General features: G+C 72.3%; 17 protein-coding genes. 12 read left to right on the forward strand and 5 right to left on the reverse strand.

Features of this window, described 5'->3' with window-relative positions; translation table 11 throughout:
* The first annotated feature begins 12 nt into the window (after positions 1-12).
* From ACFY12_RS04700 to ACFY12_RS04750, 11 genes are all read left to right on the forward strand, one after another.
* A complete protein-coding gene (locus ACFY12_RS04700) occupies positions 13-690 on the forward strand; it encodes a hypothetical protein (RefSeq protein ID WP_390714230.1) in 678 nt (225 codons plus the stop codon).
* On the forward strand, positions 687-1,355 hold the full coding sequence (locus ACFY12_RS04705) for a hypothetical protein (protein WP_390714231.1): 669 nt from the start codon (positions 687-689) through the stop codon (positions 1,353-1,355). Before ACFY12_RS04700 ends, ACFY12_RS04705 begins: the two co-directional genes overlap by 4 nt.
* Before the next feature lie 3 nt (positions 1,356-1,358).
* Entirely contained in the window at positions 1,359-1,751 is a 393-nt protein-coding gene (locus ACFY12_RS04710) for a hypothetical protein (protein ID WP_390714232.1), read from the forward strand.
* On the forward strand, positions 1,744-2,886 hold the full coding sequence (locus ACFY12_RS04715; protein ID WP_390714233.1) for a hypothetical protein: 1,143 nt from the start codon (positions 1,744-1,746) through the stop codon (positions 2,884-2,886). Before ACFY12_RS04710 ends, ACFY12_RS04715 begins: the two co-directional genes overlap by 8 nt.
* A 39-nt stretch (positions 2,887-2,925) precedes the next feature.
* Entirely contained in the window at positions 2,926-3,450 is a 525-nt protein-coding gene (locus tag ACFY12_RS04720) for a phage baseplate assembly protein V (protein ID WP_390714234.1), read from the forward strand.
* 412 nt (positions 3,451-3,862) lie between these two features.
* Positions 3,863-4,249, forward strand: a complete 387-nt coding sequence (locus tag ACFY12_RS04725) for a GPW/gp25 family protein (RefSeq protein WP_390714235.1) — start codon at positions 3,863-3,865, stop codon at positions 4,247-4,249.
* A 32-nt stretch (positions 4,250-4,281) separates the two neighbouring features.
* Positions 4,282-7,671, forward strand: a complete 3,390-nt coding sequence (locus ACFY12_RS04730) for a putative baseplate assembly protein (protein ID WP_390714236.1) — start codon at positions 4,282-4,284, stop codon at positions 7,669-7,671.
* Complete coding sequence (locus tag ACFY12_RS04735) at positions 7,668-11,603, forward strand: putative baseplate assembly protein (protein ID WP_390714237.1); 3,936 nt, start codon at positions 7,668-7,670, stop codon at positions 11,601-11,603. The genes ACFY12_RS04730 and ACFY12_RS04735 overlap by 4 nt, the downstream gene beginning before the upstream one ends.
* Complete coding sequence (locus ACFY12_RS04740) at positions 11,600-13,783, forward strand: hypothetical protein (RefSeq protein ID WP_390714238.1); 2,184 nt, start codon at positions 11,600-11,602, stop codon at positions 13,781-13,783. The genes ACFY12_RS04735 and ACFY12_RS04740 overlap by 4 nt, the downstream gene beginning before the upstream one ends.
* A 199-nt stretch (positions 13,784-13,982) precedes the next feature.
* Positions 13,983-15,791 carry a DUF6519 domain-containing protein gene (locus ACFY12_RS04745; RefSeq protein ID WP_390714239.1) on the forward strand — a complete coding sequence of 603 codons (1,809 nt, stop codon included), beginning with the start codon at positions 13,983-13,985 and terminating at the stop codon, positions 15,789-15,791.
* Positions 15,791-16,717: a peptidoglycan-binding protein gene (locus ACFY12_RS04750; protein WP_390714240.1), complete on the forward strand. Its 927-nt coding sequence runs from the start codon at positions 15,791-15,793 to the stop codon at positions 16,715-16,717. Before ACFY12_RS04745 ends, ACFY12_RS04750 begins: the two co-directional genes overlap by 1 nt.
* 164 nt (positions 16,718-16,881) lie before the next feature.
* On the opposite strand, the gene ACFY12_RS04755 is transcribed toward ACFY12_RS04750, so the two are convergent.
* The 5 genes from ACFY12_RS04755 to ACFY12_RS04775 form a co-directional block, all read right to left on the reverse strand.
* On the reverse strand, positions 16,882-17,922 hold the full coding sequence (locus ACFY12_RS04755; RefSeq protein WP_390714241.1) for a hypothetical protein: 1,041 nt from the start codon (positions 17,920-17,922) through the stop codon (positions 16,882-16,884).
* Positions 17,923-18,025: 103 nt separating this feature from the next.
* Entirely contained in the window at positions 18,026-19,024 is a 999-nt protein-coding gene (locus ACFY12_RS04760; RefSeq protein WP_390714242.1) for a hypothetical protein, read from the reverse strand.
* Positions 19,025-19,159: 135 nt separating this feature from the next.
* Positions 19,160-20,377: a VWA domain-containing protein gene (locus ACFY12_RS04765; protein ID WP_390714243.1), complete on the reverse strand. Its 1,218-nt coding sequence runs from the start codon at positions 20,375-20,377 to the stop codon at positions 19,160-19,162.
* Between the two features lie 5 nt (positions 20,378-20,382).
* Positions 20,383-23,163, reverse strand: a complete 2,781-nt coding sequence (locus ACFY12_RS04770) for a DUF5682 family protein (RefSeq protein WP_390714244.1) — start codon at positions 23,161-23,163, stop codon at positions 20,383-20,385.
* Positions 23,160-24,272: an AAA family ATPase gene (locus tag ACFY12_RS04775; RefSeq protein ID WP_390714245.1), complete on the reverse strand. Its 1,113-nt coding sequence runs from the start codon at positions 24,270-24,272 to the stop codon at positions 23,160-23,162. The genes ACFY12_RS04770 and ACFY12_RS04775 overlap by 4 nt, the downstream gene beginning before the upstream one ends.
* 330 nt (positions 24,273-24,602) lie before the next feature.
* On the opposite strand from ACFY12_RS04775, the gene ACFY12_RS04780 reads away from it, so the two are divergent.
* The gene (locus tag ACFY12_RS04780; protein ID WP_390714246.1) at positions 24,603-25,964 is read left to right on the forward strand and encodes an SWIM zinc finger family protein; all 1,362 of its coding nucleotides are present in this window, start codon (positions 24,603-24,605) and stop codon (positions 25,962-25,964) included.
* Positions 25,965-26,097 lie beyond the last annotated feature (133 nt).

Below are 26,097 nucleotides of genomic sequence, written 5' to 3' on the forward strand. Positions count from 1 at the left end.
AGGATATCGCAGATGACTGACGCCACCCCTTACGAGACTCGCGCCGCCCGTTCCGTGCAGGAGATGGCGGACAGCCCTTATGTAGATCTGGAGGCTCATCACATCACCCCCCTCTCGCCGGACCGAGCGGAGCCGGCGACCGCAGTTCGCCAGATGTCGAAATCCCTTGGTATCCCCTTGGACGGATACCAGCAACAGCTGTTCCAGGCCGACGAGATTCACGCCATCTGGCGGTCCGTCGAAGGACCTCTCATCGTCGGCGAATTCTGCCTGCCGAATCTTCACTACAGTTTCTTCGGGGACGAGTTCCCGCCGGAGGATCCAACCCTCCCCGCAGCTGACTACGCCAAGCTGAACAGGCTCAAGATAATCGACAGCGAACCGCACAGCGGATCGGGCAGCATCACGGGAATTCATGTGACGGAAGACGCCGGCCAAGAACTGTGGTTCTACGACGCGGGTCTGCACCGGCTCGAACGGTTGGACCTGGACTACCGCGGCTACCTCGACGCCGTACTGCTGACGAAGGGCACCTGTGGCTGGCAGTACCTTTTCGCGGACGTGCGCCTTGGCACATCGGAACTGCACACCACGGCCAGGTTCCTCCAGGTGATGCTGGAGAAGTTCCCCGAGCACTTCCCGCGCCACGACTACACCGCCCTTCGTGAACGCCTGGAGGCCCGGCTGTGACCCGCTACGCCGACATTCCCAAGCCCATCCGCTCCGGCATCGTGGTCGTCGACCCCGAGCGGGGGACGCCGCAGCGGATCATCGTGCTCCAGTTCAACCCCGACACGCTGGAGCGGTCGGTCGCGCCTCAGGCGGCGGGAGGCGAGGGAGACAGTGGCGGAGGCGGGAGTGGCGGGGATCGGAACGAGGCGCTTCGGCTGAAAGGGCCCGCGCAGGAGACGTGGAAGTTCACGGCGGAGATCGACGCCACGGATCAGCTGGATGTGGCGGCCCCGGACGGGATTCACCCCCAACTCGCGGTGCTGGAGATGCTTGTGCAGCCGACCACGGCGCAGTTGCGGGCCGCGTCGCATCTCAGCAAGAAGGGGACTATTGAGATCAGTCCGATCGAGACGCCGTTGACGCTGTTCACGTGGGGGAGTAAGCGGGTCATGCCGGTGCGGCTGACGGAGTTGTCGGTGAATGAGTCGGCGTTCGACGTGAATCTCAATCCGATACGGGCTTCGCTCAGCATCGGGCTGAAGGTGCTGACCGTGAGCGATCTGCCGGCCGGGCACCGGGGGGCGGAGCTTTACCTGGCGCATCTGGCGCAGAAGGAGCAGTTGGCGCGGGCGGCGCGGGGCGGGAGTTTCGCGGCGCTGGGGCTTGGCGGGAGGGGGATCTGAGGCGTGATCGAGCCGTATGAGCGGGCGTTGGACGAGGTACCGGGGGCGCATCCGTATCCGCGGAGCAGTCGGTATCACGGGGTGGAGATCGGGGTCCACCGGCAGCCTGATGGGACCGAAGTGCGGTATGCGAAGCGGCGGTTGCTGCCGGGGCCGGCCCTGGCCGACGCCGCCGAGGATGTCGTGCCGCACACCGTCAGGAGTGGCGAGCGACCGGATCAGTTGGGGCAGCGGTATTTCGGGGACCCGGGGCAGTGGTGGCAGATCGCTGATCGGAACCCGGTGCTGGATCCCCGGGAATTGACGGATGAGCCCGGGGAGGAGATAGCCGTTCCGCTGCCGGGCGGGTTCCCGGCCGGAATGGGCGGACCGGGGTCCGGAGCGCGCCATGGGTGATGACCAGCCTGTGGGGCGGGGGCCTGTTCATGTGTCGCTCTACATGGGGCCGAAGCTGGCCCGCCCGGTGCCGTACGAGGTGACGGAGGCCCTGCTGACGGCGCAGGTCACGAGTACGGCGGGTGAGCGGTCCGGGTTTCAGATCGCCTTTGATCTGACCAAGAAGGGTGCCCTGGTCCAGCGGTTGCTGCCGGAGGGGTTCTTTGATCCCAGGACGCGGGTGATTGTGGCCGTGTCGGTGAAAGGGACGCCGTTTGTGCTGTTGGACGGGGTGATCGTGCGGCAGGAGGTGGGGGCCAGTAATCAGCCGGGCCAGTCCACTCTCACCGTCACCGGTGAGGACCTCACCCTGCTCATGGACCTGGAGGAGCGGGCCGACCGGTATCCGAATCTCGCGCCGTCACAGCGGGTTGAGCGGATCCTCGGAAAGTACGCGGATTACGGGATCGATTCACGGATCATCCGGGAGCAGATTCCGCAGCCCCCGAGGGAGCAGCTTCGGGTCGACTGCCAGGTCGGGACGGATCTGCAGTATGTGAATGAGCTGGCTCGGGCGAACGGGTACACGTTCTACCTGGATCCGGGGCCCGTACCGGGGCGGTCGACGGCCTTCTGGGGGCCCGAACAGCGGCTGGGCCAACGGCAGCACGCCTTGAGCGTGAATATGGACGCGCATTCCACGGTTGATCAGTTGACGTTCGCCTACGACGGGACGGCGAGGGAAGAGCCGCAGGTGCGGGTGCAGGACCCCGTGACGCGGCAGGCGCCGTTGCTCGCCCAGCCGGATATCAGTCCGCTGCGGCCGCCGCTGGGGTGGCGGGCTTCGCCGGCGCTCAAGCGCCGAACGCTGAGCGGGACCGCCAAGCGGGATGAGGCGATCGCGCAGGCGGAGGTGCTGGCGCGGGCCGCGACGAGCGCCGATGCGATTTCGGGTTCCGGGAAGCTGGATGTGAACCGGCATGGATATGTGCTGCGGCCGCGGGAGTTGGTCGGAGTGCGGGGCGCCGGGGTGACGTATGACGGCGACTACTACGTGAAGAGCGTGACGACCACTCTTCGGCCGGGCTCGTATCAGCAGAATTTCACGCTGTCGAGGGAAGGGCTCATTGCCCGTAGCGGCACCGTACGTCCGTAGCAGGGCTCAGGAGATCCAGGATCCGGGAGATGCACACAGATGGCTGGCGCACCGAACAACCGCTTTCTCGGCAAGTTCCGCGGCCGGGTGGTGGACAACAACGATCCGATGGGGCGGGGACGGCTGATCGTCCAGGTTCCGGATGTGCTCGGTGACGAGCCGTCGACGTGGGCGCTGCCGTGTTTTCCGTTCACCGGACCGCAGGCGGGGCAGGTGGTCGTGCCGTCCGTCGGGGCAGGTGTGTGGGTGGAGTTCGAGCAGGGAGAGCCCAGTTATCCGATCTGGGTGGGGTGTTGGTACGGAAGCCGGGACGAATTGCCGGAGGATGCGCGGCGGGAACCGGTGACGGCGCATCCGGTGGTTGTCCAGACCCCCGGGAAGCACAAGATCGTGATGTCGGACGTGCCGACCGAAGGGATTCTGCTGGAGGCGCCGGGCGGTGCGTACGTACGGATCGATGCCACGGGCGTCCATATCAGCAATGGGTTCGGGGCCTCGATCTCCGTTCGGGGAGATCACGTCGATGTGAATGAGGGCCGGTTGATCGTGCCCCATAAGCGCTGAGGGAAACGGGGGAGGCAGGAGAGATGGCTCAGGGGAATGTGGTGCACGGAGGTGCGCTGATCAGCTGCCCGCACGGCGGGCGTGCGATATCCGTCTCGAGAGCGGGGGTGGGTATGGGCGCGGGTACGGGTGCGGGCGCGGAGGTATTGATCGATGGTGCGTCCGTGGTGACCGCGGCGGATGTGTTCACGGTCAGCGGGTGTCCGCACTCCGTCGGCGGCCGGGCGCGGCCATGCGTCACGGTCCGGTGGCCTCCGGACGCCGGCGATCACGCCGTATGCGTGGACGGTGTGCCGGTGCTGCTGGACACCACGGCGGGGATGTGTTTCAGCGCGGATCTGGTGCCGCAGGGGCCGCCGGCCATCGCGTCCGCCCCTCGGGGCCAGGGCGGTCGTCAGGGGGTTTCCAGTCGATGAGGACCAGGAGGCAGGTGCGTACCGAGATCGCGTTTCCGTTCCGGATCGACCGGCGGGGGCGGACCGCCCACGCCGACCACGATGCTCATGTGCGGGATCTGATCGAGCAGTTGTTGTTCACGAGTCCGGGCGAGCGGGTCATGCGGCCGGATTTCGGGTGCGGGCTGCTGGATCTCGTCTTCACGCCGAACAGCCCGGAGTTGGCGTCGGCCGTGGAGCTTTCGGTGCAGGCGTCACTACAGCGCTGGCTGGGCGACCTGATCGAGGTCGAATCGCTGGATGTGGTGAGCGAGGAGAACATCGTCCGTGTGTATCTGCGCTATGTGGTGCGCTCCACCGCGAGCCGGCGCGATGAGGTGTTCGAGGGACGGGGCGGGATATGAGCACGGGGCGGGATACGGGCACGGGTCGGGATATGAGCACGGGGCCGGGTAGCGGTATCAGCACGGTGGAGGATCGTCGTGGTCGCGTCCGGGCGGCTCGGCTCCATGGGATTGATGCGGTCGAAGTCGCGGATGACGGGGTGACATTGACGGTCACCTTTCTCGGAAAGGCGCCCCATGGGCTGCGTCCGGAGAATGTCCGTATCGACGGCGGGCGGCGCATCACCGGGCTGGAAGCGCTGGAGGTGTCCGTCGAACGGGAGGAGGATCCCGAACTCGACGACCGGTTGTTCGTCATCCTCGACCGGAGCGGGGACACCACCCGCTACCGGCTCTCCCTCGTCGGGACGGATCCTTTCGGGCGGCCCGGAACGGGGCCGTACGAAGGCTTCGACCAGCGGTACTTCAGCCGGGAATTCGCCTTCCGGCCCGATTGCCCCAGCCCTTTCGACTGCGCCGAGGACGCCGGTAATACGGACATCGGTACGGACGCCGGTACGGACACTGGTGCGGACGGCTGCCCGGGCACGGAGACCTTCCGGCCGGCCCCCGTCATCGACTACACCGCGCGCGACTACGGCACCCTGCGGCAGCTCGTCCTGGACCGGCTGCGGCTGACCACCCCCGACTGGGTCGAGCGCAACCCGGCCGACCTGGGGATGGCACTCGTCGAGCTGCTGGCGTACACGGCGGATCAGATCAGCTATCAGCAGGACGCGGTGGCGACCGAGGCGTACCTCGATACGGCGCGGCGACGGGTGTCCGTACGCCGGCACGTGCGGCTCATCGACTACCCGATGCACGACGGGTGCAGTGCGCGGGCCTTCGTCTCCGTGAAGGCGGTCGAAGAACTCACCCTCCTCCCCGGTGAGTTCCGCTTCGCCGCCGTCGATATCAGGACGTACGGTCCGCGCGACCGGCCGGAGACGGGAACGGTCATCGACGACCGGGATCTGGCCGTACTGGACGAGCAGGGGTCGGTGGAGGTCTTCGAACCGGTCACCGATGCGCCCTTCACCGTGCGGCCCCAGCACAACGCCATCCGGCTGTGGACCTGGGGCGGGGAGGTCCGTGTCCTACCGAAGGGGGCGACGGGCGCGACGCTGCGGGACGAGTGGACGGATGACGACCCCGCGGTTGACGACCGCGCGGCCCGGACAACCCGCACGGACGACCACCGCACAGCCCGCACAGACGACGACCGCACGGCCCGCTCCCTCCGCCTCTCCCCCGGCGATCTGCTGCTCTTCGAGGAGGTCAAGGGCCCCCGTACGGGCACCCCGGGAGACCAGGACCCGGCACACCGGCAGGTGGTCCGGCTCACCTCCGTCACCCCGGCCGTCGATCAGCTCGACGACCAGCCGGTGGTGGAGGTGACCTGGGCGCCGGAGGACGCGCTGGCCTTCCCGTTGTGCCTGTCCACCCGGGGCGGTGCCGACTGCGCCCCGGTGACGGACGTGAGTGTGGCACGCGGCAATGTCGTCCTGGTGGATCACGGTCGTTCGCTGACCTTCGGGACGGCGCCGGACACCACCCCCGAGCCGGACGCCACCCCCGAGACCGTCACCGTGCCGCCCGTCCCGGCCGTCCTGGGCTCCTGCGAGCCGCCCGGGTTCGGCTGTGACGATCACCGGAGCGCCGGGAACGTCACCGCGCGGGCCATCAACGACCTGCTGGAGAAGGCCAGTTGCCGGGAAGCGCTCACCGCCGACGATATCCGTGAGCTGTTCACCGTCGTCGGCGAGGAGGCGACCGCACGGGCCGGGCTCGGCCTGGAACAGGCCGGGCAGCGGCGCGAGAGAGTGGTGCCCGGCACGGCGCACGCACAGGCCGAGGCCCTGCGTACGCTGCTGGCGCAGTCCGTCTATCCGGGCATCGTGCCGCGCTTCCGGCCCGTACTGCACCGCTCCCCCGTCGCGCAGACGGTGCCCTTCCCGCAGCCCGCGCAGGTGGCCGCGGGGCAGGCCGACCTGCTGTCGGGCGTACCGGAACGGGTGCGGGCGCGGCTGGTGGAGCTGTGGCGGAGCGCGCGTGACCACGAGGGCCTGTCGGAGGCGGAGATCGCCGAGCTGGCCGTGCTCTTCGGCCTCCGGACTCTGGAGCGGCTCGCGTTGCGGAGGCATCCTGTCCGGGCCCTGCGCGAGTTGCTGCACCACACCGACCGGCTGCTGCACGCCAAGCTGCGCCGACTGGAGGTACTGACGGCGCGGTCCCGTGCCGGGACGGTGCTGGACGGGCGGATCGCCTGGGAGATCGCGCAGAGCTGGGGTCCGGCGTACGCGGTGGGGCTCCATCCGGAGGAACCGGTGCTGCACGGGCCGGCGGCGTCCCTGGTGCCCGATCCGCGGGCCGCGCTCCCCGCCGTACGGATCGAGGACGGGGAACACACCTGGCTCCCGCGCCGCGATCTGCTCTCCAGCGGCCCGCGCGACCGGCACTTCGTCGGGGAGCTGGAGGACGACAGGCGGATCGCGCTGCGCTTCGGGGACGGGCGCTACGGTGCCCGGCCCGAACCGGGCAGCCGGCTGACCCTCCACTACCGCCTCGGGGGCGGCAGAGCGGGCAACGTCGGGGCCGAGGCGATCAACCACCTGGTGATCGCCCGTGCCCCGGAAACGTCGGAAGCGCCGGAAGCCTCGGAGGCCGCCGGCCCCCTGCCGGTCGCGGGCGTACGCAATCCGCTCCCGGCCACCGGCGGTACCGAACCCGAGCCCGTCGAACAGGTCCGGCAGCTCGCGCCGCTCGACCTCAAGCGGACGCGGCTGCGGGCCGTGACGGCCGCCGACTACGCGGAGCTGGCATCCGCCCTCCCCGGAGTACAGCGGGCGGCGGCGGAGATCCGCTGGACCGGCAGCGTCCAGGAGGCGCATGTGGCGATCGACGCGGTGGGGACCGGCGAGCCCGGCCCCCGGCTGCTGGACTCGGTCGCATACGCGCTGGAGAAGTACCGCCGCATCGGGCACGACCTGGTCGTGGCGCCGGCCCGGATGGTTCCGGTGGATCTGGCGATCGACGTCTGTGCGACGCCCGGGCACCAACACGGGCAGATCCTCGCCGAGTTGTACCGCGTGCTGGGCAGTCGGCGGCTGCCCGGCGGACGGCTCGGATTCTTCCACCCGGACGCGCTGACGTTCGGCGAGCCGGTCCGGGTCAGCCGTCTCACGGCGGTGGCCGCGGCCGTGCCGGGCGTGGCGAGCGTACGGGTGACCCGGCTGGGCCGGATGTTCCACCAGGACGACGGAGAACTGGACGACGGAGAACTGGACGACGGAGAACTGGACGACGGAGAAGTGGGCGGCGGAGAAGTGGAGGACGGTGTGCTGCGGCTCGGCCCGCTGGAGATCGCGGTGTGCGACAACGACCCGGAGCGGCCGGAGAACGGGCGGCTGACGATCGGGATCGGGACCGGGGGTGTGCGATGACCAGCAGCGACTGCGGCTGCGGCTGCCGGGGCGGCAGCCATGAGCGGGGCGGCAGCGATGAGCGGCGCGCCCCCGACGCCCTCCACAACCCGCCGGGGCGGACGGCCCTGGACTACCTCGTCGGCGACCACGGCAGCTTCCTCGCCGGGATGCTCGACCGGCTCGCCTCGCCCGCCTACCCGGCGCTGCGCGGCCTGACGGTACGGACGGCGGACGACCCGGCGATCGGTCTGCTGGACGCCTGGGCGGTGCTCGGCGACGTCCTGACCTTCCACAGTGAGCGGATCGCCGACGAGGGGTATCTCCGGACCGCGAACGAGCACCGCTCGCTGGCCCTGCTGGGGCGGCTGGTGGGGCACCGGCCGCGGCCCGGAGTCGCGGCGGACACCCACCTCGCCTACACCCTCGACAAGGATCCGCGCGCCGAGGACCTGCCGGTGGTCATCCCGCGCGGTGCGCGCAGCCACAGCGTGCCGGCCGCGACCGGCGAGGAGTCGCAGACCTTCGAGACGGACGAGGATCTCACCGCGCGCTGGGCCTGGAACGAGCTGAAGGTGCGCAGGCGCCGCCCGGCCCTGCTGGTCCCCGAGGATCTGGCCACCCGGTCGGAGCTGTTCGTGGCGGGCACGTCCACCTCCCTCCAGACCGGCGACCAGCTGCTCTTCGACTTCGGCGGGACGCGGCAACTGCTGCTTCCCGTGGCGGGCGTGCGCGTCGACCGGGACGAGGACCTCACCGCCGTCCGGCTGCCGCGGTCCGCGCCGCCCACGCTGAAGGAGCTGGTGACCGAACTCCGGCAGTGGATCACCGAACCGGCGGACGGCGGTGACCCGGACGATCCCGGGGAGCCCGGACCTCCCACACCGGAGGTCCCGAACCCGCGGCCCGTCAGCAAGCTGATCGAGACCTTCGACCGCCAGGTGCTGGCGCCGCTGCGCAGGGACCTGGAGGGGGAGGCCGGATCGTCACCGGCCGCGTTCGCCGAACGGCTGGCCGGGCCGCACGAGCGGCTGACGGAGGCGCAGGTGCTGGCCGCGCCGTACGAGGAGGTGGCGGCCTGGTTCGAGCGGTTGGCGGCCGTGGTCGCCGAACTCCGAGAGCGGACGGAGGAGTTGGCACCGGCGCGTACGGTTCCCCGGCCCGCTGCCGGGGCGGCGACCGCCGGTGAGGCGGCACCCGCCGCCGGTGCCGCGGCCGCGCCCGCACTGCGGGCCCTCACCGCCCTGCTCCCCGCCCTCCGTACCCGGGTCGTCCGCCCACCCTTCGGCACCCGGTCCCCCGCCGGCGGCTCAGCGCGACCGGGAACCGGCTCGGACCTCTCCGCGCGCCTGCTCTCCGCCCTGGACCCACGCCTCGCGGACGGGCTGTACGCGGCATGGCGGCAGGCCGCCGCACCCACCGCTCCCGCCGCGCTGCGGGCGCTGCTGGCGATGCGGGTGACCGCCGCGCCCTTCGGGGCGACCGCGCCGCTCAAGCCCGTACAGGACGAGAAGGGACAGGTGATCCGGCAGGCCGACTGGCCGCTGACCGGCGGTGAGCTGACCAGCGTGCGGATCGTGTACGACACGGCCGGCAAGGTTCCGGTGCGGGCGGAGTTCGAGCACATCGAGACCGGTACGACCGTCCAGCACCGGGTGAATCTGCCGGCGGACGAGGCGTTCGGCCTCGGCCCCGGGCGGGTCGAGCTGTCCACGCGCACCGGGCAGGACCACGATCTGAGCTGGCTCGGCCGCCGTCCGACCGACTCGCAGGAGTCCGGGGTCACCGTCCGGCTGCGGCCCGGTCTGCCGGAGCGCGGCCTGTTCGTGGCCCGGCCGGACGACGAGGGCCGGATCGAGGTCGTGCTGAACAACGGCGCGACGCGGACCTGGCACCTCCGGCCGGGGGACCAGGACCAGATCCGGCACGGCGAGTTCGAGGTGACCGTGCGCCGTACGCCGGGGAGCGAACCGCCCGCCGTGGAGATCGGCCTGGCCACGGTCCCGGCACCCGCCAACCGCTTCGTACTGCCGCTGGATTCGGTCCAGGACGGCATCACCGTCGGCAGCTGGATCGCCGTCCGGCGGCCCCGTAAGGGCGCGGACGGAGACGACGGCATCCCGGGCGACAAGAAGCTGGCGCTGGTGATGACGCGGGTGACCGCGGTGCGGACCGCGGCGTACACCCACTTCGGCATCACCGGGCGGGGCACCGAACTGACGCTGGCCGACCCCTGGCTGGACGAGCACGACGTGGTGCTCTCCGCGATCCGGGATACGACCGTGTACGCGGGCGGCCGGCCGCTGCGGATGGCGGACGAGCCGCTGGGCGAGGACGTGCACGGGAACGAGCTGGAGCTGGCGGAGCTGTACGACGGGCTGCGGCCGGGGCGGCGCCTGATCGTCTCCGGTGTGCGCACCGACATCCCGGGCCCGGCCACGCTCCGCGCCACCGAGTTGGCGGTGATCGCCTCGGTGGACCAGCGCTTCGACCCCGACCTGCCGGGTGATCACGTCCATACGGTGCTCACGCTCACCGCGGACCTCGCCCACCGGTACCGGCGGGACACCGTCCGCATCCAGGGCAATGTCGTACCCGCCACGCACGGCGAGAGCCGTGACGAGCCGATCGGCAGCGGCGACGCCACCCGCGCCAATCAGACGTTCGCGCTCTGGCAGTCGCCGCTGACCTGGCGGCCGGCGGACACCCCTCCCCCAGCCTCCGGCCGGGGGGACCCCCATCTCGCTACGCTCGGCGCCACCCCGGAGCTGGAGATCCGGGTCGACGGGCTGCTGTGGCACGCGGTCGACAGCCTGGCCGGGCGCGGACCGCACGAGCGGGTGTATGTGACGGGGACGGCGGACGCGAGTACCTCCGGCGGGGGTACCTCCGGGGCGAGCGCGGCCGGGAGCGGGGGTGGCACCCGTACGACGGTGACGTTCGGCGACGGGGTGCACGGCGCCCGGCTGCCGACCGGGCAGGACAACGTACGGGCCCGGTACCGGTTCGGCACCGGGCAGGCCGCGAATGTCGCGGCGGACCGGATCACCCAGGCGGTCACCCGGCCGCTCGGGGTGACCGCCGTGACCAATCCGCAGCCGGCCACCGGAGGCGCGGACGCCGACGGGCCGGGCCTGACGCGGCGGACGATCCCGCTGTCGGTGTCCGCGCTGGACCGGCTGGTATCGCTCGCGGACTACGAGGACTTCGCGCGCTCCCGGGCCGGTATCGGCCGGGCGTCGGCCCGGGAACTCTTCGACGGGCGGCGCAAGGTGCTGCATGTGACGGTGGCGGGGGTCGACGACATCCCGCTGGCCCCGGACGCGGAGGTGCTGCGGGCACTGCGGTCCGCGCTGGCGGAGTACGGCGACGCCAGGCTGCCGGTCCGGGTGGACGTCCGCGAGCCGGTGCTGCTGCTGTGCGGGGCGAAGGTGAAGGTGGCGCCCGACCATACGTGGCCGCTGGTGGAACCACGGGTGCGGCAGGCGCTGCTGGACCGCCTCGGCTACGACGGGCGGGAGCTGGGGCAGCCGGCGCACCTGTCGGAGGTGCTGGCCGCGGCCCAGTCCGTACCGGGGGTCGACCACGTGGACGTGGATGCCTTCACGGGTGCGCCGGCGTCCGCCACGCCCGACGAACTCGCGGCTCTCGCGGGTTGGTTCACCGGCCGTCCCGAGGAGCCGGTGCGCGGGACGGTGCCGGCCCGGCTCGCCACGTACGACGAGCGGATCCACGAGGTCACGGCGGACGGTGGCGAGACGCTCACCGCCATCGCCGCGCACCACGGCCTTTCGCTGGACGGACTGCTGCGCCTCAACCCCGGCATCACCGACACCCGGCCGCTGCCGAAGGGCCGGGCCGTCTGCGTATTCCGCGGCATCCGACCGGCCCAACTCGCCCTGTTCGCACCGCAGATGGCGGACACCCTGATCCTCACGGAGGTCACCCGATGAGTGCGACGCGGGAGCCGGACGGGCTCGCGGAGCTGCTGCCGCAGTGGTACCGGCTGCGGGACGCGGAGGGCGGTGAGCCCCTGCGGGCGCTGCTGGCCGTGATCGCGGAGCAGGTGGACCGGGTGCGCGACGGGGTCGCCCAGCAGTACGACGACTGGTTCGTGGAGAGTGCGGCGGAGTGGGTGCTGCCGTACCTGGGGGATCTGGTGGGGTACCGCCCGCTGCCCGGGTACGAGCGGGTACTGGCCACCGGCCTTCGGGACGGCGGGCTGCCGGACTCCTCGCGGCGGCGGCTGGCCGAGGCGCTGGCGCCGCGCCGCGATGTGGCGGCGACGGTCGGCTACCGGCGCCGCAAGGGCACTCTGGCGCTGCTGGAAGAGCTGTCCGCGTCGGTGGCGGGCTGGCCGGCCCGGGCGGTGGAGCTCTCCCGGCTGGTCGCGCACCACCAGCCGGTGAAGCTGTACGGATCGGGTACCGAGGCCGTCAACGCGCGGCGGCGCGGGCGCGGGCGGCTGGTGGACGTCCGGGACGGGGCGGCGCTCGACCTGGCCGGCGGGCCGTTCGGTACGGTGGCCCGCTCCGTGGACGTACGGCGGGCCGACTCACCGCGCGGGCAGGGTGGTTGCACCCCGTCCGGGGTCGGTCTGTTCGTCTGGCGGCTGCGGCCGTACTCGGTGACGCGGGCGCCCGCGTACTGCATCGACCGGGCCCGCAACCTCTACACCTTCTCCATCCTGGGCAATGACACGGCACTGGTGACCCGCCCGGAGCCGGAGCCGTCGGCGGCGCATATCGCCACGCTCGACAATGTGCCGGCCGCGATCCGGCGCCGGCAGTTGCACGACCGGCTCGCGGACTACTACGGGCCGGGGAAGAGCTTCGTCATCCGGCGGGACGGCGACGACACTCCGGTGCCGCTCGCCGATATCGTCGTCGCGGACCTGAGCGACTGGCGCTACCGGCCCCGGCGCGGCCAGATCGCGGTCGACCCGGAACGGGGACGGATGGCGTTCGGCTCGCGGTCGGCGCCCCGGCAGGGCGTATGGGTAGACTACCACTACGGGTTCGGCGACGAGCTGGGCGGCGGTGAGTACCCGCGGGACCCGCGGGAGAGGGAGACCTCGCCGGGCGCCACCGTCTACCGGGTGGGCCCGGACCAGGACTTCCAGCGGATCATGGACGCGTACGGGGCGTGGCAGCACGACCGGCGGGCCGGGCGGTGCGGTCCCGAAGGGATCATCGAGATCACCCACAGCGGCGCCTACCAGGAACAGCTGGACTTCGACCTGGACCCCGGCGACCGGCTGGAGCTGCGCGCGGCGGAGGGCACCCGGCCGGTGATCCGGCTGCTCGACTGGTACAGCAACCGGCCGGACGCGCTCAACATCCGGGCGCGGGAGGCTGATTGCGCGGTCGGCGAGCGGCCCCGGATGGTGCTGGACGGGCTGCTGGTCACCGGCCGCGGCCTGAACGTGACCGGGCCGATGGGCGCACTGATGCTGCGGCACTGCACGCTGGTGCCGGGCTGGTCCCTGGAGCCGGAGTGCGCTCCGCACTCCCCCGAGGAGCCGAGCCTGGTCCTGGACCGTACGACCGCGTGTGTGGAGATCGACCGGACCATCCTGGGCACGATCGAGGTGACCGGCGACGAGGTGGGCACCGACCCGCTGCCGATCCATCTTCGCGACTCCCTCCTGGACGCCACCGCGTCCGACCGCGCGGCGCTCTCCGCACCCGACTGCCGGCACGCCCACGCGGTGCTGTACGCGCACCGGACGACGGTCATCGGCGAGGTGCACACCCACGCCGTGGAACTCGCGGAGAACTCGCTCTTCACCGGGCGGCTGCGGGTCGCCCGGCGCGGCATCGGCTGCCTGCGCTTCAGCTACGTACCGCCGGGCTCGCGCACCCCGCGCCGCTACCGCTGCCAGCCGGATCTGGCGGGCCCCGGGGAGGCCGCGCGGGTACGTCCGCTGCTGCGCGGCGAGCGCTACGGGACGCCGTGGTACGGGCAGCCGGCGGCGGAGTGCGCGCAGGAGATCACGCGGGGCGCGGAGGACGGTGCCGAGATGGGCGCGTACCACGATCTCTACCGGCCGCAGCGCGAGGACAGCCTTCGGGCCCGGCTGGCGGAGTACACGCCGGCCGGGAGCGACGCGGGGGTGTGGTTCGTGACCTGAATGCCGTGAGTGGCGGACACGGTGGGTGACCTGAATGCCGTGGATGGCGGACACGGTGGGTGACCTGAAGGCTGAGTGTGACCTAAAAGACCCGCCGGCCGTTCGCCGTTGAGTGACCGTCGAACCTCTGACCCCGTCGAACTTCTGACCTCGTCGAACTTCTGACCTCTGAGCATCCCGTACGAGGGGGACCCCTTTTATGCACGCTGATCTCTCCCGCAACACCTATCGGCCGGAACGGCGCTACTCCGCGGTCGTCGCCCAGCAGGGCCGGGTACAACTGGACGCCGACGCCAACGAACAGACCGCGATCCAGCTGTTCCAGGCCCGTACGCTCGCCGCCGACCTGATCGGGCAGCACGGCGGTCCGCACGGCGCCACCGGCTTCAAGGTCACGCTGCGGGGCGGCAGCCGTGAGCTGGACGACCTGGTCATCGGGGGCGGCCGCTACTACGTGGACGGCATCCTGTGCGAGGCGACCCGCCCGCGGCCCGGGGAGGCGGTGCCCGCACACGAGCCGGGGGATGCCGACGGCGCGAGGGATGCCGACGGGGACGCCGGAGGCCACGGCGCGGGCGCGGGTGGTGCGGACGCGGCGCCCACCACCTGGACGTACTGGGACCAGCCGGACGGCTTCCGGGACCCGGAGCGGCCCGGCGACCGGCTGCCCACCGCCTTCCCGTACGTGGCGTATCTGAAGGTGTGGGAGCGGCTGGTGACCGCGGCCGAGGACCCCGCGCTGCGCGAGGTGGCGCTGGGTTCGGCGCTGCCGGACACCGCGGCCCGTACGAAGGTGGTGTGGCAGGTACTGCCACTGCCCGCCGCCGAATTGGGGCTGCCGGGGCACACTGCGTCGGCGGACGAGATCCGTAAGGCCTTCGCCGCCTGGGCACAGAAGGCGGCGGCCCCCCGCTCCCGGCTCGCGGCGCGCAGTGAGCGCCCGGACCACACGTCCGACGACCCCTGTCTGGTCGCCCCGGACGCCCGCTACCGGGGGCCGGAGAACCAGCTCTACCGGGTCGAGGTCCATGACGCGGGCGGTGCCGGGGACGCCACCTTCAAGTGGTCCCGGGAGAACGGTTCGGTCACCTTCCCGGTCGACGAACTCGACGGCACCTGGGTCGAGTTGGCGACCCTGGGCGGCGACGACAAGCTGGATCTGCACATCGGCGACCGGGTGGAGTTCGTGGACACCGCCTATACGAGCCGGGGCGAGGCCGCGCCGCTGCTGCGGGTAGAGGAGCTGGATCTGCCGGGCCGGCGGGTGCGGCTGTCGGGCGAGCCGGCACCGGGTGTGGGGCGCCAGCCCGAGCTGCATCCGTTCCTGCGCCGCTGGGACCACCACGAGGGCCGCCGGAGAACCGTCGAGCGCGGTGAGCGGACGGCGGCCGGGCGGGGCGGCGACCGGCTCCGGCACGGCGCGCTGCCGGTGCGGGAGGGCGAGTGGCTGCCGCTGGAGGACGGCGTCGAGGTGTACTTCGCGCCCGGCGGCGGCTACCGCACCGGCGACTTCTGGCTGATCCCGGCCCGTACGGCCACCGGCGGGGTGGAGTGGCTCACGGACGCGGCACGCCGTCCGCTGCTGGAGCCACCGTCCGGCATCACGGTGCACTTCGCGCCGCTGGCGTGGGTGGCGGGCGAACAGGCGGAAACCGATCTGCGGCTGGCGTTCCGGCCGTTGTCGTCCGGGATTCCGGCGGCGGACGACGCGGCGCTGGCGGCCGAGGAGGCGGCCCGGGCCGAGGAGGCGGCGGGCAGCGGGGCGGACGCCGGGACGGACACCGGGACGGACGGCGGGGCGGACGGCGGGACGGACGGCGCGGTGGCCAGGACCTCTCAGACTGCCCGGACATCTCAGACTGCCGGGACCCCTCAGGCCGCCGGGCCGCCGAGCTCACAAGCGGGGGACTCCGGATACGACGCGCAGTGGCCGATACGCAGCAGGTCACAGACGACCGCTGAAGCCGAAGCCGCCGCCGACAACAACAACGAAGGGGGTAACGCCTGATGGCCACACCACTGACGGCAGACGATCTGCTGCGGGCACTGCGTGAGGAGGGCCTGACCGTCCACGAGGTCCGCGACTGGCGTCACCACAACCGCAACACCAAGGGCCAATGGGGCCCGATGCACGGGGTGATGATCCATCACACGGTCACCGAGGGGACCGACTACTCGGTGGGGCTGTGCTACGACGGCCACCCGGATCTGCCGGGTCCGCTCTGCCACGGCGTGATCGACAAGAAGGGCGAGGTGCATCTGGTCGGCAACGGCCGCGCCAACCACGCCGGGCTGGGCGACCGCGACGTCCTCGAAGCGGTGATCAACGAGGACGCGGAGCTGCCGCCGGACGACGCCGCCGACACCGACGGCAACCGGCATTTCTACGGCTTCGAGTGCATCAACCTCGGCGACGGCGAGGACCCGTGGCCGGAGGCGCAGAAGACGGCGATCGCGAAGGTCTCGGCGGCGATCTGCCGGGCGCACAAGTGGACCGAGCGCTCGGTGATCGGCCACAAGGAGTGGCAGCCCGGGAAGGTCGATCCGCGCGGTTTCGCGATGGACGGCATGCGGGAAGCGATCAAGCGGCGGCTGGCGGACGCGCCGGAGGGACCGGAGGGGCCCGTCTCGTCGGAGGAGCCGGAGGGGGACGGCCGGCCGGTGCCGCCGAAGCCGCAGCATCCGCCGTATGAACCGTTCCCCGGCAGCGGCTTCTTCCACGCGGGCACGCACAGCCCCGTCATCACAGCCATGGGCGAGCGGCTGGTGGCCGAGGGCTGCGGCCACTACGAGGAGGGCCCCGGTCCGGAGTGGACCGAGGCGGACCGCACGTCGTACGCGTCCTGGCAGCGCAAGCTCGGCTTCCGCGGCAAGGATGCGGACGGGGTGCCGGGGCAGGTCAGCTGGGAACGCCTGCGAGTCCCCAACTCATAACACCGACAGGCCACTTGGCCGAGAGACACACCAAGGCCGGGCAGCACCAAGGCCGGGCGGCCCTCCCCCACAGAGGTCCGCCCGGCTGTTCATGGGTGTTCATGGGTGTTCCGGCGTCGGCCGCCGCCGCGGCCGACGTACCGGTGGTGTCAGCCCCGAGGGCCTCAGACGCCCTGGACGGGGAGGGCCGGGAGGGCAGGCTGGGCCGGGAGCATCGGCAGGGCCGGGATGTTGGCGGCGTTGGTCAGATCGGCCAGGGCCGGGATGTCGGCGGCGTTGGCCGGCTCGGCCAGGCCCGCCAGGTCGGCGGGCACGACCGGGACGGCGACGGCACCGGTCTGGCCGGCCGGCAGGACCTTGACGACGATCTGCCGAGCGGCCGACGGCAGCGCGCCGGCGACGGTCTTGTCGACGAGCGGGCGGGCGGTGGCGGTCTTGTCGACGAGCGGGCGGGCGGTGGCGAGGGCCGCCTGGGCCTGCTTCGTCAGCTGCTCGGGACGGACACCCGCACCGGCGAGACCGGCCACCAGGTTGTCGGCGGAACCGGGGGCCTTGGGCAGCGCGGGCGCCTTGGGCAGCTGCGGCAGGCCGGCGGGCAGGTCGGCGGCGGGCACACCCGGGGTGGCGGGCAGCGACGGCACGGAGGGCAGCGTGCCGTCCGTGAGGTGGCCCAGCTCGCCGATCTTGCCCAGCTCGCCGGTCTTCCCGAGCTTCCCGAGGTCGGTGGTGACCTTGTCAGCCTTGATCGCCTTGACGGCCTTGACGCCCTTGACGGCCTTGGCAGGGTTCCGTACGGCCTTGGTGGCCTGCTTCAGCTCGACGGCGTCGCGCACCGCGCCAGTGTCGAGCAGACCCGCGCCACCGGCCAGCTTCTGCACGTTCTGCACGCCGTCCGCGGCACCGGTGGCCTCACCGGCCTGCGGCAGCTCGGCCTGGTCGGTCACGCCGCCCACGGTCTGCTGCACGGTGTCGGTGGCGGTGCCGGTCGCGGTGCCGGTGAAGGCGTCGGTGCCGGTGCCGGTGCTGGTGCTGGTGCCGGCCAGCTCACCGGCCGGCAGCTGCTCGGTGGCGCCGGTCAGCGTGCCGGTCGCCGGCAGGTCCGGGGTGACGGGCAGGTCGGCGGCGTTGGCGGCGACGGAGCCCAGGGCCCACAGGCCGGTGGCGGCAGCGGCAACGACGATGGAACGGCGGATGTTCGCACGCATAGAAAGGAAGTCCTTCGAATTCAGGATCAGGATTCAGGAGGTTTCGGGCAGACCTGTTCCACCCCCGCGTGGCAGGTCCGGTACAGACGCGGAACGGTCTGCCCTAGCCGGGGAATTCGAGGATTTCTTCGGCACGCCGACGCGTCGGAGCGCCATCGGCCGTGCGGACGCCACCGGGCAGCAGCCGGAACGGCGTGAGGTGTGCCGGGGCGGCGGCGTGCTGGTCCCCGTCACGGGGGCCATGGCCGTCACCGGCGGTGTGCGAAGCGGGTGCCGCCGGGCCCTGCGGAAGCTGCCCCGGAAGGCCGTCGTGGCCCGGGCGCGGCTGCTCGTGGCCGGTGGCGGCGGGCTCGGTGTGCTCGGAGATCGCCTGGCGCGAGCCGTCGGCGCACTGCTCGGGCTGAACGGCGGCGGCGCCACCGACGGCGGATGCCGTCGCAGCGGTCCGCGGACCGGCCGACTGCGCGTCACCCGGCGTACGGCCGGGCTGGTGCTGCCCGCCGTCGCCGTACCGTCGCGTGTCCTCTCCGGACAGAAGGCCGACGGACGGAAGCTTTACGGCCGGAAGCTCCACGGACAGCACGGCGCCGGCCATGTCACCGATCCCGGAGACCTCGCCGACCTCGCCGATCTTCCGTACGACCCGGCTCACCGGCCGGGCGAGCCCACCGGAGACCGGCTCGGCCTGCTCGGCGGCAGGCCGCACGGCCTCCGGTCGCGCAGCCTCGGACAACGCGGCGGAGCCGGACTGCGCACCCTCGGCAGACCCGGACTGCGCGCCCTCTGTGAACCCGGACTGCGCGCCCGCGCTGGACTTCGCCCGGGTCGCCGCCTGATCCGTATCCGCCGGTTCATCCCTCACGGCCGCATGCGCGTCGCCGGCCGCGCCCTCAGCCGCGTCCCCGGCCGGGGACGCGGCCCCGGTCAGGGCCTGCGTGCTGCCCATACCGTCCGTACGGTGATCGTCGGCGTGCGCGCCGGGACCGAAGGCGAAGCCGAGGGCGACGAAGCCCACCAGGAAGAGCCCGGCCAGCAGTGCGCGCCGCGCGGCCACCGTGCGCGGCAGGCGCACAGCGGCAGGCAGAGCGAACACAGCGGACACGGAGGGGACCTTCCCATACGGACGGGGACATCCGGGCATACAGCCTCGATGTCACACCCGTCGCGGGCGATCGAGCGATGGCCCAGATCCTTGCACGAGGAGCCAGGTGCCACGCAAGTCCCGCCGGGGCATCGGTCACCGTTGCTCCGCCATGTCCGGTATGGGCAGTGGCCGTTTCTCCAGTGCGGCGGCCATCACCTCCGGGAACAGATCTGGTGTACAGGCGAACGCCGGTGCGCCCAGGGCCGCGAGGGCCGCGGCGTGGTCCCGGTCGTACGCCGGGGCGCCCTCGTCGGAGAGGGCGAGCAGCGTGACGAACTGGACGCCGGACGCCTTCATCGCGGCGACCCGCTTGAGCATCTCGTCCCGGATACCGCCCTCGTAGAGATCGCTGATGAGGACGACGACCGTCTCGGCGGGGCGGGTGATACGGGACTGGCAATAGGCGAGCGCGCGGTTGATGTCCGTACCGCCGCCGAGCTGAGTGCCGAAGAGGACATCGACCGGGTCGTCCAGCTGGTCCGTCAGATCGACGACCGCGGTGTCGAAGACGACCAGCCGGGTGTCGATGGCCCGCAGGGAGGCCAGTACGGCACCGAACACCGAGGCGTAGACGACCGAGGCGGCCATCGAACCGGACTGGTCGATGCAGAGCACCACTTCCTTCTTCACCGACTGTGCGGCCCGGCCGTAGCCGATCAGCCGCTCGGGGACGACCGTGCGGTACTCCGGGAGGTAGTTCTTGAGGTTCGCCCGGATCGTACGGTCCCAGTCGATGTCGCGGTGGCGAGGGCGGCTGATGCGCGCGGAGCGGTCCAGGGCGCCGGTGAGCGTGGCGCGGGTACGGGTCGCCAGCTTCTTCTCCAGCTGCTCAACGACCTTGCGGACGACGGCCCGTGCGGTCTCCTTGGTCGTCTCCGGCATGACCTTGTTGAGCGAGAGCAGAGTGCCCACCAGGTGCACATCCGCCTCGACGGCCTCCAGCATCTCCGGCTCCAGCAGCAGCGCGGACAGTCCCAGCCGGTCGATGGCGTCACGCTGCATCACCTGCACCACCGAGGACGGGAAGTACGTCCGGATGTCGCCGAGCCAGCGCGCCACTCCGGGTGCCGAGGCACCCAGCCCCGCCGTGCGCCGCCCGCTGTCGGCGTTCCTGCCCGGCCCGCCCGGCAGGCGGCCGTAGAGCGAGGCCAGCGCCCCGTCCATGGCGGCGTCACGCCCTCGCAGCTCACCACCCGTACCGTCCGCGCCACCGCCACCAAGGACCAGCCGCCAGCGACGGAGACGCTCGGCCGTGGCATCGGCAGCAGCACTTGCCCTGGTGTCCGTACCGGAGCCCGATCCTGCTGACATGGCGCTCAACGTGCCACCCCCATAAAGCTGTTGGACTGCTGGATATCGGACTTCTGACTGCCGGACTTCTGACTGCCGGGCTGCGGGCTGCCGGACTTCTGATTGCCGGGCTGCGGGCTGCCGGACTGCGGGTTGTCGGACTTCTGATTGCCGGGCTGCGGGCCGTCGGACTGCCGGTGGGGCTCGTCGTCGAAGCCGTGCTGCTCGATCCCCAGCAGCAGGCGCAGGGTGGGAAGAACAGCCGCGGCACGGTCGCGGTCCAGGCCGGGGCCGAAGCCGGGCGCGGCCGGGGCCGAGGCATCGCCGGCCGGGCCGGACGCGCTGGTCGCGCTGGTCGCGGGGCCGCGGCGGATCAGTTCGCCGAGCGTGCGCCGCACCCCGGCCTCGTACTCCGCGAACGTTCTGCGCAGCAGCGGGAGGACGTCCGTGAAAGCATCGTCCGGCACACTCGTCAGCCAGCCGTCGACCAGCGCGAGCAGCCGTTCGTCGTGGACCAGCAGCATGCCTCCGTCCCCTCCGTCCCCGCTGCCCAGGAACCCCTCGACCCACCCGGCGGCATCGGTGGGCGGAGTACCCGGCGAGAGAGCCAGGGCCATCCGCCGTTCCGCGCCCCCGTCGCCCAACTCGCCCTCGCCCACATCACCGTTGCCCAACTCGCCGTTGCCCGGCCCGTCCCTGCCCGGCCCGTCGCTGCCCGACTCGCCGTCGTCCCGCAGCAGCCGGGCCGCCCGGCCACGGATCAGCCCCGGCACGGCATCCCGCCCGCTCACCGCACGCAGCACCCCGGCCCACCGCGCCCGCAGCCCGGCCGGCGCGGCCTCCGCCCCGGGCTCCGGATGGGCGAGCAGGCCGACGACCTGGTGGGTGGCGTCGAGATGGTCTCGCATCTCCGCGGCACCATCCGCATCCAGGCCGAGGCAGGCCGGCAGCAGTCCGACGAAGACCCGCTCGGCCAGGCCCGTTGCCACTTCGCGGAGCGCCCCGGCGTCCGTACCGCGCACATCTCCGTAGCGCACGGTGCGCACAAGGGCGGGCAGTGCCTGCGCGAGGTGCCCCACGTCCGCGTCGAGCGCCGCACGGTCGGACAGCGCGCGCATCACCACCGGCAGGGCATCGGGGAGTTCGGCGAGCAGACAGCGCTCGGCGAGCGCGGTCACCTCGGCGAGGGTGGCCGCCCCGGACGCCTCGGAGGCGGCCTTGGCGGTGGCGGCCCCGAGCACGGTCGTGCCCCAGATACCGGCCTCCGCGACCCGCACCGACAGCTCCGGCTCCCAGCGCAGCCGCCAGGTCTCCCGGAACGTCCCCGTGCCGCCTCGGGAGCGGCTGGGCTCGCCCCAGGAGATGCCGAGCAGCCTCAGCCGGTGCAGCAGGCGGCTGCGTCCGGCGTCGGTCTCCTTGCGCAGGTCCAGCTCCAGCTCCCGTTCCGGGCCCTCGGGTTTGAGCCGCAGCGCCCGCTGGCTGCGGGTGATGTCCCGTTGCAGCGGCACAGCGGGGGCGCCCTCGGGAACCTCGCCCAGTACGTCGCCGACCACCAGCCGGTCGTGGATCAGCGCGGACGGCGCATCGGAGCCGTTGCCCATGACGGCCCGGACGGCGTCGTCCAGTTCGGTCAGTCCGGCCAGTGGACGGCCGCGGACCGTGGCCAGCCCCTCGGCGAGCCGCACCGCCTCGATGACATGCGCCGACGAGACGGCGTAGTCCTCCTCACGGAGCAGTGCGGCGACCTTGGTCAGCCAGCGCACCACGGGGCGGTCGGGGGCGCTGAAAAGGTGGCCGTACCAGCCGGGTGAGGCGATGCCGGCGCCGTAGCCGCTGCGCCGGGAGAGCCGCCGGTGCGTCCAGGGCACCCAGGTCACCGCCGTCTTCGCCTTCGGCAGGCCCTTGAGGAGCTGCCGGTCGGCGGCCATGGTGGTGCGCCGCGTCAGCGCCGGGACGTGCCAGGCCCCGCAGACCACGGCGAGGTCGTCGCCGAACTCCTTCCGCGCGGCGCGGATCCGCAGCCGCATATGGGCCTCTCGCGCCGGGTCACGGTCATGCCCGCCGCCATCCCCGTACGCCTCGCGCAAGGCCCCCATCGCCTCGGCCAGCGCCACGAACGGGGCCAGCGCGTCCGCATCCGCCGCTCCCCCGTCCCGGCGGTGCTCGACCACGTCTTCCCACCAGCGCTCGGGGTCGTCGTATCCGGCGGTTTCGGCCAGCACCCGGATCGGATCGACCCGTACATCCACCTCACCGCGCCCCTCACCGAGCCCCTCGCCGAGCCCCTCTTCGCCGCCTTCCCGGCCGCCGCCTTTCTCCCCACCGGCCTCCTGGCCGCCGCTTACCCGGCTGCCGCCTGTCTCTCGGCCGGTCTCCTCGCCACCGGTCTCCTCGCCACCGGCTTCCTCAGCACCAGCACCGGCCTCCTGCTCGTCCTCCGTCGTGGCCGGCTCCTCCCTCGCCAGGGAGTGCGCCGCGGGCAGGTCGATGAAGCGGACGGGGACATCGCGCTCCAGCGCCCAGCGCATCGCCACCCACTCCGGGGAGAACTCGGCCAGTGGCCAGAACGCCGCGCGGGCGGGGTCGTCCTGCACATGGGCGAGGAGTGCGACCGGTGGCCGCATGTCCTCCCCTGCGGCCAGCGGCACCAGCGCGTCCGCCTCCGGTGGGCCCTCGATCAGGACCGCGGCGAGCCGACACTGATCCAGAGCGGCGCGCACCGCCCGCGCCGAGCCGGGTCCGTGGTGCCGCACCCCGAGCAGCACCGGCCCGCCGACACCCCCGGCGCGCTCGCTGTTCCCCGTCATGCCCCCACCTCACGGCAGGCGCGGTAGAAGTCCTTCCAGCCGTCGCGCTCACGCACCACCGTCTCGAGGTACTCCTGCCATACGACCCGGTCGGCGGCCGGATCGCGGACGACGGCCCCCAGGATGCCCGCGGCCACATCGCCGGCGCGCAGTACACCGTCCCCGAAGTGGGCGGCCAGCGCCAGCCCGTTGGTCACCACCGAGATGGCCTCGGCCGTGGACAGCGTGCCGGACGGCGACTTGAGCTTCGTACGGCCGTCGGCCGTGATGCCGTCCCGCAGCTCGCGGAAGACCGTGACGACCCGGTGGATCTCGTCCATGCCGTCCGCCGCGGGCAGATCCAGCGAACGACCGATCTGCTCGACCCGGCGCGAGACGATGTCCACCTCCGCGTCCGGGGTCGCGGGCAGCGGCAGGACGACGGTGTTGAAGCGGCGCCGCAGCGCGCTGGAGAGTTCGTTGACGCCGCGGTCGCGGTCATTGGCCGTGGCGATCAGGTTGAAGCCCCGGACGGCCTGCACCTCCTGCCCCAACTCGGGGATGGGCAGGGTCTTTTCCGACAGGATCGTGATCAGCGTGTCCTGTACGTCCGCGGGAATGCGGGTCAGTTCCTCGACCCGGGCCGTCATGCCCTGCGCCATGGCGCGCATCACCGGGCTGGGCACCAGCGCGTCCCGGCTGGGGCCGTGTGCCAGCAGCTGGGCATAGTTCCAGCCGTAGCGGATCGCCTCCTCCGGGGTGCCGGCGGTGCCCTGCACCAGCAGGGTGGAGTCGCCGCTGACAGCCGCCGCCAGATGCTCGGACACCCAGGTCTTGGCGGTTCCGGGCACGCCGAGCAGGAGCAGTGCGCGGTCCGTCGCCAGGGTCGTCACGGCGACCTCGACGATGCGGCGCGGGCCGACGTATTTGGGTGTGATGACCGTGCCGTCGGCAAGCGTGCCGCCGAGCAGGTACGTCGCGACGGCCCACGGCGAGAGCCGCCAGCGCGCAGGCCGCAGCCGGTCGTCGACGGCCGCAAGGGCCGCCAGCTCCGCCGCGAAACTCTCCTCGGCGTGCGGGCGCAGGGCCACGCCGTCCCCGGCGGCCTCCGGCGGCTGATCCCCCGTCATGCGGTCCACCGTCACATGGCCCCTCGTCGCACGATCAACCGCCACCTGATCCGTCGTCGCGCGATCAGCCGTTGCCTGATCTGTCGCCGCGTGATCAGTGGTCGCGTGATCTGGCGCCGCGTGATCCGTCGTCGTGAAGGTGTTCTCGGGCATGGCTCCCCCTATCGCAAGGACTGCGGCCGCCTCCGCGAAATCCCGTCGGCCGCTTGCGGAATCCAGCCTGCACCACACCACTGACAACGCCCCCGAAAGCACCTCTGACCTGCGATTTCATCGTGAAGAGCGGTCGACCGAGGGCGATTGTCAGTGCCGCGTCGTAGCGTCGGAGACATGAATTCGCAGGGGGAACGCTGGACGACGGATCAGGTGCTCGCACTGGCGCCTGACGAAGCATCACGAAAGGCAGGTGGCAAGCTCGCGACACCCGGCCCGTGGCCGGACACGGGCGCGGGGCGAAGTGCGGTATGGGGGCTGTGCAAGGGCAGCGGAAAGAAGCCGTACCAGACGGTCGTGGACACCAAGGGCCCTGCCTTCACGTGCAGTTGCCCGAGCCGCAAGTTCCCGTGCAAGCACGCACTGGGACTGCTGCTGCTCTGGGCCGGCGCGGAGGGGACAGTGGCGGCCGGGGAACCGCCGCCGTGGGCAGCAGAATGGCTGGCCGGCCGCCGGGAGCGCGCCGCCGGGCGGACAGCGGACGGGGCACCCGGCGGCGGTACCGCGTCGCGGGCGCCGTCCGACCCGGAGGCCGCCGAACGCCGGGCGGAGCGCCGGATGCGGCGGATCGGCGCGGGCGCCACGGAGCTGGAACAGCGGCTGGCGGATCTGCTGCGGTCCGGCCTGGCCTCGGCCGGCCGCACCGCCTCGTGGGGCGAGACGGCGGCCCGTATGGTCGACGCCCAGGCGCCCGGACTCGCTTCGCGGGTACGGGAGTTGGATTCGGTGGTGGCGGTATCCGGCCCGGACTGGCCGGCACGGCTGCTGGAGGAGTGTGCCCTGCTGCACCTCCTCAGCCGGGGATTCCTCGGCATCGAGCGGCTGCCCGCCCCGCTCGCGGCGACGGTCCGCGCACGCGTAGGACTGACCACGGAAGCGGCAGACCTGCTGGCAGGTTCCGGCACGACGACGGTACGGGACCGCTGGCTGGTGCTGTCCCAACAGGACAGCGACGACGGCAAGTTGACCACCCGCAGGATCTTCCTGCGGGGCGAGCGGACCGGCCGGATGGCGCTGTATCTCTCCTTCGGCGGCGCGCATCGCCCCCTGGATCTGGCGCTGCCGCCCGGTCTGGCGATCGATGCGGACCTCGCCTACTACCCGGGTGCCCGCCCGCTGCGCGCCCTCCTGGGTGAACGGCACGCCCAGGCGGCCCCGGGTCCGGTACCGCCGGGCTGCGGCGTCGATGCCGCGCTGGCCGCGTACGGCGACGCGCTGCGCGACGACCCCTGGCTGGACTCCTGGCCGGTGGTGCTCGCCGACGTCACCCCGATACCGGCCCGCAGCGGCGAGGGATGGCAACTGGCCGACGCGGACGGCGAATCGGCGATTCCGCTGGATCCGCGCTGTCTGGGCCGTACGGGCCTGTGGCAGCTGGCCGCGATATCGGGCGGCGAGCCGGTCACGGTCTTCGGCGAGTGCGGACACCGCGGTTTCCTCCCGCTGACCGCCTGGGACCCGGCCCCGGTGGCCCTATGACCGCGGCACCGGCCACGACACCCGCGTACCCCGCCCACCACACATGCCCGGAGCAAGCACATGACGACAGCCACCAGCCCCTGCACCCCCGGCAAAGCCCCCGACTCCACCTGTCCAGCCCCGTCTGCTTCTG

The organism is Streptomyces sp. NPDC001339 (genome assembly GCF_042895955.1).
GTDB lineage: Bacteria > Actinomycetota > Actinomycetes > Streptomycetales > Streptomycetaceae > Streptomyces.